11 protein-coding genes are annotated in these 14,342 nt (G+C 74.8%); 9 read left to right on the top strand and 2 right to left on the bottom strand.

Going from position 1 to position 14,342, the window contains the following annotated elements; all coding sequences use genetic code 11:
- Window positions 1-12: 12 nt before the first annotated feature.
- Window positions 13-1,341: a homogentisate 1,2-dioxygenase gene (hmgA, locus tag JE024_RS27770; RefSeq protein WP_205376201.1), complete on the bottom strand. Its 1,329-nt coding sequence runs from the start codon at window positions 1,339-1,341 to the stop codon at window positions 13-15.
- A gap of 111 nt (window positions 1,342-1,452) precedes the next feature.
- Between hmgA and JE024_RS27775 the strand changes: the two genes are divergently transcribed.
- The 7 genes from JE024_RS27775 to JE024_RS27805 all read left to right on the top strand — a co-directional run bounded on the left by JE024_RS27775 (window position 1,453) and on the right by JE024_RS27805 (window position 10,640).
- Window positions 1,453-2,070, top strand: coding sequence for a TetR/AcrR family transcriptional regulator (locus JE024_RS27775; protein WP_205376202.1), 618 nt, complete (start codon window positions 1,453-1,455; stop codon window positions 2,068-2,070).
- A gap of 54 nt (window positions 2,071-2,124) precedes the next feature.
- Window positions 2,125-4,503, top strand: a complete 2,379-nt coding sequence (locus JE024_RS27780; RefSeq protein ID WP_417842870.1) for a molybdopterin oxidoreductase family protein — start codon at window positions 2,125-2,127, stop codon at window positions 4,501-4,503.
- Window positions 4,504-4,708: 205 nt separating this feature from the next.
- Window positions 4,709-6,133 carry a CitMHS family transporter gene (locus JE024_RS27785; protein ID WP_205376204.1) on the top strand — a complete coding sequence of 475 codons (1,425 nt, stop codon included), beginning with the start codon at window positions 4,709-4,711 and terminating at the stop codon, window positions 6,131-6,133.
- 1 nt (window position 6,134) lies between these two features.
- Window positions 6,135-7,385, top strand: coding sequence for an MFS transporter (locus JE024_RS27790; RefSeq protein ID WP_205376205.1), 1,251 nt, complete (start codon window positions 6,135-6,137; stop codon window positions 7,383-7,385).
- 118 nt (window positions 7,386-7,503) lie between these two features.
- Complete coding sequence (locus tag JE024_RS27795) at window positions 7,504-8,184, top strand: hypothetical protein (RefSeq protein ID WP_205376206.1); 681 nt, start codon at window positions 7,504-7,506, stop codon at window positions 8,182-8,184.
- Between the two features lie 91 nt (window positions 8,185-8,275).
- Window positions 8,276-9,031, top strand: coding sequence for a class F sortase (locus JE024_RS27800; RefSeq protein WP_244883097.1), 756 nt, complete (start codon window positions 8,276-8,278; stop codon window positions 9,029-9,031).
- Window positions 9,032-9,308: 277 nt separating this feature from the next.
- The gene (locus tag JE024_RS27805; RefSeq protein ID WP_205376208.1) at window positions 9,309-10,640 is read left to right on the top strand and encodes an ABC transporter ATP-binding protein; all 1,332 of its coding nucleotides are present in this window, start codon (window positions 9,309-9,311) and stop codon (window positions 10,638-10,640) included.
- Between the two features lie 25 nt (window positions 10,641-10,665).
- Here JE024_RS27805 and JE024_RS27810 read toward each other — a convergent pair whose 3' ends face one another.
- Complete coding sequence (locus JE024_RS27810) at window positions 10,666-12,393, bottom strand: SpoIIE family protein phosphatase (RefSeq protein WP_244883242.1); 1,728 nt, start codon at window positions 12,391-12,393, stop codon at window positions 10,666-10,668.
- Window positions 12,394-12,563: 170 nt separating this feature from the next.
- On the opposite strand from JE024_RS27810, the gene JE024_RS27815 reads away from it, so the two are divergent.
- Entirely contained in the window at window positions 12,564-13,301 is a 738-nt protein-coding gene (locus JE024_RS27815; RefSeq protein ID WP_205376210.1) for a HEAT repeat domain-containing protein, read from the top strand.
- 6 nt (window positions 13,302-13,307) lie between these two features.
- Entirely contained in the window at window positions 13,308-14,327 is a 1,020-nt protein-coding gene (locus JE024_RS27820; RefSeq protein ID WP_205376211.1) for a MerR family transcriptional regulator, read from the top strand.
- The last annotated feature ends 15 nt before the right edge of the window (window positions 14,328-14,342 follow it).

Raw genomic sequence — 14,342 nt, forward strand, 5'->3', positions numbered from 1 at the left:
GGCATCTGGCTGTTACGGCCGGAAGTGGCGCTCAAGACCCTGCCACACGTTGTCGTACCCCTTCTGCAGGTGTGCGGCGCCGGCCGCCTGCGCGGTGGCGGTCACCGGCCAGCGGGTCTCGAACATGAACGCCAGGCCGTCGTCGATCCTCTGCGGCTTCAGCTCCGCGGCGCTCGCCCGGTCGAAGGTCTCCCGGTCGGGGCCGTGCGCGGACATCATGTTGTGCAGCGAGCCGCCGCCGGGGACGAAGCCCTCCGCCTTGGCGTCGTAGGCCCCCTCGATCAGGCCCATGTACTCGCTCATCACGTTGCGGTGGAAGTAGGGCGGGCGGAAGGTGTCCTCGCCGACCAGCCAGCGGGGGGCGAAGACCACGAAGTCCACCCCGGCGAGACCGGGGGTGTCCGAGGGCGAGGTCAGCACGGTGAAGATGGACGGGTCGGGGTGGTCGTAGGAGATCGTGCCGATCACATTGAAGCGCCGCAGGTCGTAGACGTAGGGCGCGTGGGTGCCGTGCCAGGCGACCACGTCGAGCGGGGAGTGGTCGTACGCCGCCGTCCAGAGGTTCCCGCAGAACTTGTTGACCACCTCGACCGGGCGCCCGGTGTCCTCGTAGGCCGCGACCGGGGCGAGGAAGTCCCGTGCGTTGGCGAGGCCGTTGGCGCCGATGGGGCCCAGCTCGGGGAGCTCGAAGGGCTGCCCGTAGTTCTCGCAGACGTAGCCGCGCGCGGTCTCGTCGAGGAGGTCGACGCGGAACCGGACGCCGCGGGGGATCAGGGCGACCTCGCCGGGGCGGACGGGCAGCAGGCCCAGCTCGGTCACCAGCAGCAGGCCGCCGTGCTCGGGGACGATCAGCAGTTCGCCGTCGGCGTCGGAGAACACCCGGTCCGTCATGGCGGCGTTGGCGTGGTAGAGGTGCACGGCCATGCCGGTGCGCTGGGCCGCGTCGCCGTTGCCGCCGAGCGTCCACAGGCCGGCCAGCCAGTCGGTGCCGGGGGCGGGCTCGGGCAGCGGGTTCCACCGCAGCCGGTTGGGGTCGGGCACGGTCTCGGTGAAGGGGGCCGTGCGCAGGCCGCCGTTGTCGGTGCGGACGAAGGCGGGGTGGGCGGCCGAGGGGCGGATCCGGTACAGCCAGGAGCGGCGGTTGCGGGCGCGCGGCTCGGTGAAGGCGCTGCCGCTGAGCTGCTCGGCGTAGAGGCCGAGGGGGGCGCGCTGGGGGGAGTTGCGCCCGTGCGGGAGCGCGCCGGGCACGGCCTCGGAGCTGTGCTCGTTGCCGAAGCCGGGGGAGAAGGACCCTTCGGTCAGTCCCCCGGCGGTCTTGCGCGCCTGTTCGATGCCGCTCATCGCCGCTCCATGATGTCTGCGTCAGCCGGTGCCGTGGCCGCCCACGAGCCCATTCCTATGCACCACCGTAGGATTGCAGGACGGGTCCGTCAACGGCATCGGCCCGGCATCATGGGGCGCGTGTCCCCGTCCCCTCTGCGCCGGGAGCCCGTCCAGCGGCGCAGCGCCGACCGGCTCGCCCGGATCCTGGACGCCTGCGCCGAACTCCTCGACGAGTGCGGCTACGAGGAGCTGTCCACCCGTGCGGTCGCGGAGCGCGCGGGCGTCCCCATCGGTTCCGTCTACCGCTTCTTCGGCAACAAGCGCGCCCTGGCCGACGCGCTGGGCCACCGCAACCTCGACCGCTACGCCGAGCGCATCGCCGCCCGCCTCGGACCGCCGGGCGAGGGCGACTGGCGCGCGGTCGTGGCGGTGGTGCTCGACGAGTACCTGGAGATGAAGCGCACGGTGGCCGGGTTCACCCTGATCGACTTCGGCGCGCAGGTCCCGCTGGGGGCGCCCGTCACCGGCGTGAACAGCGAGGTCGCCGACCGGCTGAGCGGACTGCTCGCCGCCCAGGTGGGGCGCCCGGAGGACGAGGAGCTGCGCCGGGCGGTGCTGGTCGCCGTCGAGGCGGCCGACGCGCTGCTCCAGCTCGCCTTCCGGGCGGACCCGGCCGGGGACGAGCGCATCGTCGCGGAGACCCGCCGCCTGGTCGGGGCCTACCTCGCCCAGGTGCTGGACCCCTGACCGCCCGGCGGCCCCGTGGCCCGGGGAACCGGGCGCGTCAAGGCCCTGCCGCGCATGCCTACCGGTCGGTATGCTGCCCGGGACGGCATGCCACCGCCCCCGGGAGGACCTGTGTCCAGCTCCGCAGCCGACGCCCCGACGACCGAGCCCGCACCGCCCGCACACGGCGGGGGCGACGGGGCGGCGAAGGCCCCGCCCGCCGCCAGGACCGCTCCGCCGGCACCCGGGGCGGGCCCCGGCACCCGGACCGCGCTGCGCATCTGCCCCCTCTGCGAGGCCACCTGCGGGCTCACGCTCAGCATCGAGGGCACCCGTGTCACCGGGGTGCGCGGGGACCGCGACGACGTCTTCAGCGAAGGCTTCATCTGCCCCAAGGGCGCCTCCTTCGGTGAACTCGACGCCGACCCCGACCGGCTGCGCACCCCCCTCGTACGGGAGGACGGGGAGCTGCGCGAGGCGAGCTGGCAGGAGGCGTTCGACCTCATCGCCGCCCGCGTCCGCCCGCTGGTCGAGGAGCACGGACCGGACGCCGTCGGCCTCGTCCTCGGCAACCCCAACGTTCACACCATGGCCGGCGGCCTCTACCCGCCCGTGCTGCTCGGCGCCGTGCGCACCCGCAACCTGTTCACCGCCTCCACGCTCGACCAGATGCCCAAGCACGTCTCCAGCGGACTGCTCTACGGCAGCGCCGTCGCGATCCCCGTCCCCGACCTGGACCGCACCGACCATCTGCTGCTCATCGGCGCCAACCCGCTGGAATCCAACGGCAGTCTGTGCACCGCGCCCGACTTCCCCGGCCGGCTGAAGGCACTTCGCCGCCGGGGCGGCACCCTCACCGTGGTGGACCCGCGGCGCACCCGCACCGCGCGGCTCGCCGACCGGCACGTCGCCATCCGCCCGGGCACCGACGCGCTGCTGCTCGCCGCGCTGGCGCACGTGCTGTTCGCCGAAGGGCTCACCGCCCCCGGCCGCCTCACCGAACTGGCCGAGGGCATCGACGACGTCGAGGCCGCCCTGGCCGGCTTCACCCCCGAGGCCGTCGCCGCCGCCTGCGACCTGGACCCGGACGACATCCGGACCATGGCCCGCGAACTGGCCGCCGCCCCCACCGCCGCCGTCTACGGCCGCATCGGGAGCTGCACCGTCGAGCACGGCACCCTGGCGAGCTGGCTCATCGACGTGCTCAACGTCCTCACCGGCAACCTGGACCGCCCCGGCGGCGTCCTCTTCCCGCTCTCCGCCACCGACCGCGCCCCCCGCCCCGCGGCCCCCGGCAAGGGCTTCGCCCTCGGCCGCTGGAGCAGCCGGGTCTCCGGCCGCCCCGAGGCGAAGGGCGAACTGCCGATGGCGGTCCTCGCGGAGGAGATCGAGACCCCGGGCGAGGGCAGGATCCGCGCCCTGGTCTCCATCGCGGCCAACCCCGTGCTCAGCGCCCCGGACGGCGACCGCCTCGACCGGGCGCTCGACGGCCTGGAGTTCATGGTCAGCGTCGATCCGTACCTCAACGAGACCTCCCGCCACGCCGACGTCGTCCTGCCCCCGCCGCCGCCCGCGCAGAGCGCCCACTTCGACTTCGCGTTCAACGCCCTGGCCGTGCGCAACCAGGTCCGCTTCACCCCCGCGGCCGTGCCGCTGGAGGAGGGGCTGATGGACGAGTGCGAGATCCTCGCCCGGCTGGTCCTCGCCCTCTCCGGCATGCACGGCGCCGACCCGTCGGCGGTCGACGACATGGTCATCGGCGCCGCCCTGGCCAAGGCGGTCGCCGACCCGCACTCCGCCGTCCACGGCCAGGACCCGGCGAAGCTGGCCGCCGATCTCACCGGCGGCAGCGGGGCGGAGCGCCGGCTCGACATGATGCTGCGCCTCGGGCCCTACGCGCTCACCCTGGAGGACCTCGTCAAGAGCCCCCACGGCATCGACCTCGGCCCCCTGCGCCCCCGGCTGCCCGAGATCCTGCGCACCCGCAGCGGACGCGTCGAACTGCTGCCCGGCCCCGTCGCCGACGATCTGCCGAGGCTGCGCGAGGCGCTCGGCGCACGGCCCGCCGCGCTCGTCCTCGTCGGCCGCCGCCATCTGCGCTCCAACAACAGCTGGCTGCACAACGTGCCCGCGCTGAACGGCGGTTCCAACCGCTGCACCCTCCAGGTCCATCCCGACGACGCGGCCCGCCTGCGGCTCGGCGACGGCGACACCGCCAGGGTCACCGGGGACGGCGGGAGCGTCGAGGTGCCCGTGGAGATCACCGACGAGGTCCGCAGGGGAGTGGTGAGCCTGCCCCACGGCTGGGGTCACGACCGCTCCGGCGTCCGCCTCTCCGTCGCCTCCGCCCGCCCCGGGGTCAACGTCAACCAGCTCCTCGACGGTTCGCGGACCGACCCGATGTCGGGCACCGCGGTGCTCAACGGCTTCCCCGTGGAGGTGGCCCCGGTCTGAGGCCGCTCCCGCGCGCCGCCGGCCCTGTCGCGCGGCGAGGAGCTTGTGCGCTCAGGTGTCCCCGCGCCGCGGCCGTCCCGCTGAGCTGGGGTTCTGCTCGTATTGCTCACGTGTCAACACCTTGTTAACGGCAAATCATGGCACCTAACGTCGTCCGGGCCGCCGCCTCCCGGTGGAGTTCAAGGGTGAACGTTAGGTGTCCTGAATGCTGACAATCCTCGGCTTCACCATGATCGCGACCTTCCTGGTCCTGATCATGATGAAGAAGATGTCGCCGATCGCGGCGCTGGTCCTGATCCCGGCCCTCTTCTGCGTGATCGTGGGCAAGGGCGCCCACCTCGGGGACTACGTCCTCGAAGGCGTCGGCAATCTCGCCCCCACGGCCGCGATGCTGATGTTCGCGATCGTCTACTTCGGCGTGATGATCGACGTCGGCCTCTTCGACCCGATCGTCCGCGGCATCCTGCGCTTCTGCCGGGCCGACCCGCTGCGGATCGTGGTCGGCACGGCGCTGCTGGCCGCGATCGTCTCCCTGGACGGCGACGGCTCCACCACCTTCATGATCACGGTGTCGGCGATGTATCCGCTCTACAAGCGGCTCGGCATGAGCCTGGTCGTGATGACGGGTGTGGCCGCGACGGCCAACGGCGTGATGAACACCCTGCCCTGGGGCGGCCCCACCGCCCGTGCCGCCACCGCCCTCAAGCTGGACGCGGGGGACATCTTCGTCCCGATGATCCCGGCGCTCGGCGTCGGCCTCCTCTTCGTGATCGGCCTCGCCTACGTCCTCGGCCGCCGTGAGCGCAAGCGCCTCGGCTACCTCTCGCTGGACGAGGCGCTGGAGCCGCGGAGCGAGACGGTGCTGGTCAAGGCCGGCGGCCCGGGCACCGCCGCCGGCACGGCGACCGGCGGCACCCCCGCCACCGGCGGCCCCGCCGACGCGGGCGCGGGCGTGGACGGCGGCGAAGGGGACACCGCCGAGGAGGAGTTCCAGGGGCTCGACCCGAACCGGCCCACCCTGCGCCCGAAGCTGTACTGGTTCAACGCGGGCCTCACCGTCGCCCTGCTGGCCTCCATGATCATGGAGCTGCTGCCCATCCCGGTGCTGTTCCTGCTCGGCGCCGCGCTCGCCCTCACCGTCAACTACCCCTCGATGACGGACCAGAAGGCACGGATCGCCGCCCACGCGGACAACGTCCTGAACGTCTCCGGCATGGTCTTCGCCGCCGCCGTCTTCACCGGTGTCCTCACCGGCACCGGGATGGTCGAGCACATGGCCGACTGGCTCGTCGGCGCCATCCCCGAGGGCATGGGCCCGCACATGGCCGTCGTCACCGGCCTCCTCAGCCTCCCGCTGACGTACTTCATGTCCAACGACGGCTTCTACTTCGGCGTGCTGCCGGTCCTCGCCGAGGCGGGCGCCGCCCACGGGGTCTCCCCGCTGGAGATCGCCCGCGCCTCCCTCGTGGGGCAGGCCCTGCACATGTCCAGCCCGCTGGTCCCGGCCGTGTACGTGCTGGTCGGCATGGCGAAGGTCGAGTTCGGCGACCACACCCGGTTCACCGTGAAGTGGGCCGCCCTCACCTCGCTGGTGGTCCTCGGCGCCGGCATCCTGTTCGGAATCATCTGAGATGACGTCCTCCCGGGGCTGGCTGCTGCGCCTCGTCATCGCGTTCGCCTTCGCGCAGGGCGCGGTGTCGATGGCGCGGCCCGCCGTCTCCTACCGGGCCCTCGCGCTCGGTGCCGACGAGCGCGCCATCGGCGTCATCGCCGGTGTCTACGCCCTGCTCCCGCTGTTCGCGGCGGTGCCGCTCGGCCGCCGCACCGACCACGGCCGGTGCGCCCCGCTGCTGACCGCCGGGGTGGTCCTGATCGCCGGGGGCTGCGCACTCGGCGGCACGGCGGGCTCCCTCGGCGCCGTCGCGGCCTGGAGCGGACTGACCGGCCTCGGCCACCTCTGCTTCGTGATCGGCGCCCAGTCGATCGTCGCCCGCCGGTCCGCCCCCGCCGAACAGGACCGCAACTTCGGGCACTTCACCATCGGCGCCTCCCTCGGCCAGCTCGCGGGCCCGCTCGCCGCGGGCGCCGTGATCGGCGGCGACATGGCGCGTACGAGCGCGCTCGCCCTCTACGGCTCCGCCGCGGTCGCGGCCGCCGCCCTCACCGCGATGTGGCGGATCGAGGCCCGGCCCCGCCCCGTGCCCCGCGCCGAGCGGGCCAAGGTGCCCGTCCGCGGCATCCTGCGCACCCGTGGGGTGCCCGCCGGGATCTTCGTGAGCCTCGCGGTGCTGTCGGCGACCGACATCCTCACCGCCTATCTGCCCGTGGTCGGCGAACAGCGCGGCATCGAGCCCGCCGTGGTGGGCGTGCTGCTGTCGCTGCGGGCCGCCGCCACCATCGCCTGCCGGCTGGTCATGGGCCCGATGCTCCGGCTGATGGGCCGGACCGCGCTGCTCGCCGCCACCTGTCTCACCGGTGGCCTGCTGTGCGCGGCCCTCGCCCTGCCGGTGCCGCTGTGGGGGCTGGCGGCGATGCTCGCCGTGCTCGGCTTCTGCCTCGGGGTCGGGCAGCCGCTGTCGATGACGACCGTGGTGCGCGCGGCGCCCGAGCAGGCGCGGTCGACGGCGCTGGCGCTGCGGCTGACCGGCAACCGCCTCGGGCAGGTGGCGGCGCCCGCCGGGGCCGGGCTGGTCGCCGGAGTGGCGGGCGTGGCCGCGCCGTTCGTGGTGCTCGGGGTGCTGCTCGCGGCCTCGGCGGGGGTGGCGGTGCGGGCCGCCCGCCCGGCCCGCCCGAAGCGGCCGCGGGGCGCCCCGGCGGCAGAGCCGGCCGCGGATCGGGGGGACGCCCCGTCGCCCGGTCGGCACACGTCCGGTATCGGCTAGTCAGGGCATATCTGACATCGTTTCAGCGATTCGAGGCTTTGCGGCCCCCGATCTGTGACATCTAGTCAGGCGATCGCCTGATCAGTATGACAATCAGATCGGCTTGAAGGAGCCCCGCATGCCCTCCACCGCATCGTTCCGCGCCCACCGCCTCCGTCCCGCCGCGGCCGCCCTCGCGACGCTCGCCGTCGCCGGGGCCACCCTGGCCGGCGCCACGCCGGCCCTCGCCGCCCCGGGCGACAGCGGTGACCTGAAGGTCCACCGCGCGGGGGTGCCCCACTGGAACACCCAGGACGACCTGAAGGTCTGCAAGTTCAGCCTCTCGGCGTTCAACTTCGAGACCGTCCCGCTGCTCACCTGGGCCATCGCCCCCCAGCCGCCCACGCCGACCGGCCCGACCCTGTCCGGCAGCCTCACGCTGATCGCCGGCCGCGGCCACACCCCGGAGTACAGCCTGCCGGAGGGCGAGTACCGGCTCACGTGGACCTTCACCGGCGGCGTCGCCAAGCAGAAGGTCTTCCAGGTCACCTGCCCCGACGACAAGAAGGGCACCCCGGGCGGGCGGGGCGAGCGGCCCGACAACGGCAACGAGGACCGTACGGCGGGCTCCGGGCAGGACGACAAGTGGGAGCAGCCGTCCGGCGCCGTGCCCGCGGGCGGCGGCGGCATGGCGGGCACCGGCGGCGACAGCGGTTCCGGGGTCGGCGCGACGCCCGTGGTGGCCGGCACCCTCCTCGCGGGTCTCGCGGGCCTGATCGTCGTCCGCCGGGCACGCCGCCGTGTCCATGGCGCAGCGTAACCTCCCGAGCCGCCGACCCCAGCCCCCCGCGCGTCCCCGGCGCCGCCGTCGCGGACCGAGTCGCGCCTGCCGCCTGACCATCACGCTCAGCGTGACGGCGACCCTGGTGACCGGCCTCGTCCGGGCGTGCGACAGCACGCCTCCGGACGGGGCGGGGGCGGCCGTCACCGTGGCGGCCGGCGCGCCGGCCAGGATCGAACTCCCGCCGCTCACCACGCGGGTGGCGAGCCCGCCCGCCCGGCGGACACCGTCCCCCCGGGCCACGCAGGCGAAGCCCCGGCCGGAGCGGCCGAAGCCCTCGGCGTCACCCGCGGGCACCGGGCGGAGCACCTCCGCCGCCCGGCCCGCCTCCCGGGACGGAAAGGGCGGCGGCACCCGGGCGCTGCCGCCGTCCCCGGCCAAGCGCCTGGTCATCCCGAAGCTCACCATCGCGTCCCCGGTCACCCAACTCGGCCTCGACGAACGGGGAGCGCTCACCGCGCCGCCGGTCGACGACCCGAAGCTGGTGGGCTGGTACGGACTGGGCCCGGCGCCCGGCGAGGCGGGCACGGCCGTCGCGGTCGGGCACCGGGACACCAGGACCGGGCCGGCCGTCTTCCTCAATCTGGGCATGCTCAAGCCCGGGGACAAGGTGAACGTGCTCCGCGAGGACCGCCGCACGGCGGTGTTCACGGTGGACAAGGTCCGCACCTTCACCAAGGAGAAGTTCCCCGACAAACAGGTCTACGGCAGCACGGGACGCCCCGAGCTGCGGCTGCTGACCTGCGGCGGGTCGTTCGACAAGAAGCGCGGCTACTCGGCCAACGTGGTCGTCTTCGCGCATCTCACGGACGTCCGCCAGGTCTGACCACACGTGGGGCCGGCCCGTCACGGGCCGGCCCCGCGGGCATGCCCGGACCGCCCGCCGGCGAGGCCCGCGCCCCCGGCCGCCCGTGCCGGACGCATGTGCCCCAACTGCCCCCGGCGAAGGGCTGTTTCCGGCCGTTCCGGGTACGGCGGCAAGTGAGCGGACAGTGCCTCAGATGTCCGTTCGCCGACCTTTCGCGCGATGTATTCCCTGATCGCACACCGTGGGCTAACTTCTGGCCTCTCGGCTGCCTTCCTCACTCCCGGGCGGGACCCCTATGACTCGCGCCATCGCTCTGCACAACGTCAGCAAGAGATACGGGCGGAACGCCCGTGCCGTCGACCGGCTCTCCCTCTCGGTGGAACCGGGCGAGTTCCTCGTGCTGCTGGGCCCGTCCGGGTGCGGGAAGTCGACGGTGCTGCGGATGATCGCGGGCCTGGAGGACATCACCGAGGGAGAGTTGCTGCTGGACGGCGAGTACGCCAACGACGTCCCGCCGCGCGAGCGCGACATGGCGATGGTCTTCCAGAACTTCGCCCTCTACCCGAGCATGACCAACCGCGAGAACATCGGCTTCCCGCTCAAGCTGGAGAACCCGCGCGCCGACCGCAACCCCCGGGTCGAGGCCACCGCCCGGATGCTCGGCATCGAGGACCTCCTCGACCGCCTCCCCGGCCAGCTCTCCGGCGGCGAGCGCCAGCGCGTCGCGATGGGACGCGCCATCTCCCGCCGCCCCTCCGTCTTCCTGATGGACGAGCCTCTGTCCAACCTCGACGCCAAGCTCCGCAACCACCTGCGCGCGGAGATCGCCCGCCTCACCGCCGAACTGGGCGTCACCACCGTCTACGTCACCCACGACCAGGCCGAGGCGATGTCCCTCGGCGACCGGGTCGCCGTCATGCGCGGGGGCGTGCTGCAACAGGTGAGCAGCCCGCGCGAGACCTACGCGCTGCCCGCCAACGTGTTCGTCGCCGCCTTCATCGGCACGCCCCGGATCAACCTGCTCCAGGCCGTCGTCCACGCGCCGCTGGACGGGCGGATGTCGATCGACCTCGGCCGGCAGCGGCTGCCGCTGCCCGAACCGCTCAGCCCCGACCACCAGTTGCTCCGCATCCAGCAGGGGCGCCAGATCATCGTCGGCCTGCGGTCGGAGGCCGCCCGCATCGCGCCGCCCAGCCAGGCCCGCCCCGGCGAGGTGGCCCTCACCGGGCTCGTCGAGCACATGGAGTACCAGGGGCACGAGGCGCTGGTGCACTTCAACACCGGCTCCCGGCCCGCGGTCGTGCCCGACTTGGAGGCCTCGCGGCCGCAGACGCCCGGCCGCAGGCGCCGCGAGGGCGGCCCGGGCGTGCTGGCCCGGCTCAAGGAACGCGCCGTCTCCCAGGTCACCGGCCCCGTCGCGGTGCTCGACGCCCCCGACGTCGCGGCGCCCGACGAGCGCCGGGCCGTCGCACCGAGCGACCTGGTGGTGCGCACCGGGCCGGACGTGCGGCTGCGCCCCGGCGCCCAGGTGCCGCTCCTCGTCGACCTCGCGCACCTCTACGTCTTCGACCACCTCGGCCGCCGGATCTGCCCGACCCCGGCGGACGTGCCCGGCCTGGAGGTCTGAGGACCCCCGCCCGCCCCCGCCCGCGTCACGCCGGGGCGGGGCCCGGGGTGCGCAGGGCGAGCATGGCGACGTCGTCGTCGTTGTCGCGGGGGCGCACCTCGTCCAGCAGGGAGTCGCAGAAGGCGTCCAGCGGCCGGTGCGCGAAGGAGGCCGCGTGCCGGCGCAGCCGGTCCAGGCCGTCGTCGATGGCGTGCCGCGGGGACTCCACCAGACCGTCCGTGTAGAGCAGCAGCGTGGACCGGGGCGGCAGCACGGTGACGGCCTCCGGCCGGGCCCGGTCCAGCCCCGTCCCGAGCAGGATGCCGTGGGCCTCGTCGAGATAGCGGGCCCGGCCGTCGTGGGTGACGAGCAGCGGCGGCGGGTGGCCGCCGTTCGTCCAGTGCAGCCGCCAGCGGCCGTCGTCGCCGGGGGCGATCCTGGCCAGGATCATGGTGGCCATCGGGACCTCGGCGATGTGCATCACCGCCTCGTCGAGGCGGGTGACCACGGTGCCGGGCGCCGCCCCCGGGTCGGACCAGGCGAAGGCCCGCAGCATGTTGCGCACCTGCGCCATGCCGGCCGCGGCGTCGAGGTCGTGCCCGACGACGTCTCCGATGACCAGCGCGTGGCCGTGGCCGGCCAGCGCGAAGGCGTCGTACCAGTCGCCGCCCACCGAGGAGGCGTGCGGGGCCGGCACGTACCGCGAGGTCATCTCCAGCCCGGGCAGGACGGGGAGCTGCGGCAGCAGATGGCGCTGCATCGTCTCGGCGACCTTGAGCTGCCGCTGGTACAGGCGGGCGTTGTCCAGCGCCAGGCCCGCCCGGCGGGTGAGGTCCTCCAGCAGCGGCAGGTCGGCCGGGGTGAAGGCGTCGCGGCGCTGCGAGCGGCCGAGGGTCAGGGCGCCGAGCATGTCCCGCAGGCCCCGGATCGGCGCGATGGCCGCGGAGTGCATGCCCGTGACGGCGAACAGGCGCTGCTGCTCGACGGCGATGCCCGAGTCCGGCGGCCCCTGGTAGGTGGCCGGACCGGCGAGCGTGGAGGCCGCGCCGCGCAGGGCGCGCGACAGCGGCATCGGGGACTCCGCCGGCACCGGGGGCATCGGCCCCTGGAGGTCGCTCCGCTCGATCAGGATGCCGTCCTTGTGCTCCACCACCAGGACACGCCGCACCTCGTCGCGCTCGGTGAGGAGGTCGACCACCGCCCAGTCGGCCAGCCGCGGCACCGTCAGGGCCGCCAGCCGGTGCAGCGCCTCGTCCGCGTCCAGGGTGGACGTGAGCCGGGTGGTCGTCTCCGCGAGCAGCGACAGGCGGTCCAGTTCGGTGAGCGGCGCCGCGTACCCGGCCCCGCCCGGGGGCGGGGCCTCCTGGGGCTGCTCGTACAGCAGTGCCAGGGCGCCGGTGGTGGCGGCGCCCGGTGCGCAGGGGGTGACCAGCCAGGACAGCCGGATCAGCGTGCCGTCCCCGCGGGCGAACCACTCGGCGTCGCCGTGCACGGTCCCCTGGGTGAGCAGCGCCTTGCGCATCAGACAGCGGCTGCGCGGCAGCGCGTGCCCGTGCTCGTCCCGGTGCAGCAGGTCGTGGGAGTCCTGGCCGACGAGGGCGGCCGCGTCGTGGCGCAGCAGGCGCAGGGCCGCGGTGTTGGCCGCCAGGATGCGGCCGTCGCCGTCGACCACCACGGCCGAGGCCGTCATGCTTTCCAGGCTCCGGCCCAGCAGGGCCGCCGAGAGCGCCCCCGCCCCGGACACCGGGAGGCCCGCCGTGCCCGGAACGGCCATATCGTCCATGTCCCTCCTCCGTCTGGACGCGCACCTCACTCTGGGTTCCCCGGCCGGGCCGTGGCAAGCCTCGAAGCCGCCCGATGTGCCCGGGCCCGCGCCGCCGCGGGCGTCCCGCTTGACCTTGACACCGTGCCAAGCCCTTCACTGTCGGCGAGGAGGTGGTCCCCATGACCCTGCCGACACCCGGCACCCAGGCCGTCCCGGACACGGACGCCCCGACCGTCCCGGACGGCGGCACCCCGGCCGTCCCGGTCACGGACACGACGGCGCGCGCCCGCCGGGGGCTGACGGACGACCGGGCCTCGGTGCGGCTGCGCGCCGCGATGGCCGTCGGCGCGTCCCCCGACGAGGCGCTCGTCGCCACCCTGATCGCGCGCTGCGGAGCGGAACCCGACTTCCAGGTCCGCGAGGCCCTCACCTGGGCCCTCACCCGCCACTCCCCGTCCGCGACGCTCCCCGGGCTGCTCGGCGAACTCCGCTCGGAGCGGGCGCAGGCGCGGAGCCAGGCGCTCCACACCCTCTCCAAGATCGGGGACCGCCGGGCCTGGCCCGCCGTCACCCGGGCGCTGCTGTGCGACCCGGACGACGAGGTGGCGCGCAGCGCCTGGCGGGCGGCCGTCGTCCTGGTGCCCGGGGGCGAGGAGCCGGGGCTGGCCGTCGTGCTCTCCACCCAGCTCGGACGCGGCGAGCGGGAGACGCAGCTCAGCCTCAGCCGCGCGCTGACCGCGCTCGGCGAGGTGATCCTCCCCGTCCTGCGCGCTGCCATCATGGGAGCCGACCCTGGTGTGCGAGCGCACGCCATGGCTACCGAACGCCTGCTGCGCGATCCGGACGCCGGCTTCGGCTGGGCGATCGAGGAGGCGAAGCGGATCGTGGCCCTCGGCGGGAGCGGCCCGGAAGGGTGACGGACGGTGTTGATCGGTGAGGTGGCCCGGCGGTCCGGGGTCAGCGCCCGGATGCTTCGGCACTACGAGTCGCTGGGCCTCGTCCGGCCGTCCGACCGCAACGCCGCCGGCTACCGGGAGTACTCCGCCGACGACATCCGGCGGATCTTCCACATCGAGAGCCTGCGGTCGCTCGGGCTCTCGCTGCGCGACGTCGGGCGGGCGCTCGACGATCCCGGCTTCGCCCCCGGCGCACTCGTCGACGATCTCATCCGCGGCACCCGGGAGCGCATCGCGGCCGAGACGGAGCTGCTGACCCGGCTCTCCCGCATCGGCGCGACGGAGCCCGCCGGCTGGGAGGACGTCCTGCGCACGGTGGCGCTCCTCCAGGCGCTGGGATCCGCCGGCGCGGGGAACCGGCAGCGCGCGGCGCTGTCGACGGCCGAGGAGGCCCCGGTGCCGGTGTCCGCGCTGGCCGAGGCGGCGCTGCGGGAGGCGGACCCGTACGTCGCCGGGGCCCTTCGGTGGGCGCTGGCGCGGGAGGGCGGAAGCGCGTCGGCGGCGCTGGCGGAGGGCCTCGCCTCACCGGTGGCCGCGGTGCGCGAGCGGGCCGTCCGGGCGCTCGCCGCGATGCCGGACGAGGCGGCGACCGCCCTGCTGCGGGAGGCCCTCGGCGGTCCCGACGACACGGTCCGCCCGATCGCGGCCCTGGCGCTCGGGGCCCGCGGGGCCACCGAAGCGGTCCCGGTGCTCGTGGAGCTGGTGGTGGCGGGGACCAACGACGTCGAAGCAGCCGACACACTGCACTCCCTGGCGACCTCGCCCGCGGCGGCGGACCGCGTCGCGGCCGCCCTCGTCCGGCGGCTCGACGGCCGCGCCGGCGACCCGGGGGCGCGCCGGCGGGTGGCGCAGGCGCTCGCGGACATCCCCGGCCCCTCGGCCGACCGCGCTCTGCGGGAGCTGGCGCGGGACGCGGACCGCGGGGTCGCCGTCACCGCGGAGTACGTCCTCGGCCGGCGCGACGCCCGGCGGGACGGCACCGCGTAGCCTCCGCCACACCGC

It is taken from the genome of Streptomyces zhihengii (assembly GCF_016919245.1).
Classification (GTDB): Bacteria; Actinomycetota; Actinomycetes; order Streptomycetales; family Streptomycetaceae; genus Streptomyces; species Streptomyces zhihengii.

Coding starts and splice junctions, on each gene's coding strand:
- hmgA (WP_205376201.1), bottom strand. CDS start 1,341: ATGAGCGGCATCGAACAGGCGCGCAAGACCGCCGGGGGACTGACCGAA.
- JE024_RS27775 (WP_205376202.1), top strand. CDS start 1,453: ATGGGGCGCGTGTCCCCGTCCCCTCTGCGCCGGGAGCCCGTCCAGCGG.
- JE024_RS27780 (WP_417842870.1), top strand. CDS start 2,125: ATGCCTACCGGTCGGTATGCTGCCCGGGACGGCATGCCACCGCCCCCG.
- JE024_RS27785 (WP_205376204.1), top strand. CDS start 4,709: ATGCTGACAATCCTCGGCTTCACCATGATCGCGACCTTCCTGGTCCTG.
- JE024_RS27790 (WP_205376205.1), top strand. CDS start 6,135: ATGACGTCCTCCCGGGGCTGGCTGCTGCGCCTCGTCATCGCGTTCGCC.
- JE024_RS27795 (WP_205376206.1), top strand. CDS start 7,504: ATGCCCTCCACCGCATCGTTCCGCGCCCACCGCCTCCGTCCCGCCGCG.
- JE024_RS27805 (WP_205376208.1), top strand. CDS start 9,309: ATGACTCGCGCCATCGCTCTGCACAACGTCAGCAAGAGATACGGGCGG.
- JE024_RS27810 (WP_244883242.1), bottom strand. CDS start 12,393: ATGGCCGTTCCGGGCACGGCGGGCCTCCCGGTGTCCGGGGCGGGGGCG.
- JE024_RS27815 (WP_205376210.1), top strand. CDS start 12,564: ATGACCCTGCCGACACCCGGCACCCAGGCCGTCCCGGACACGGACGCC.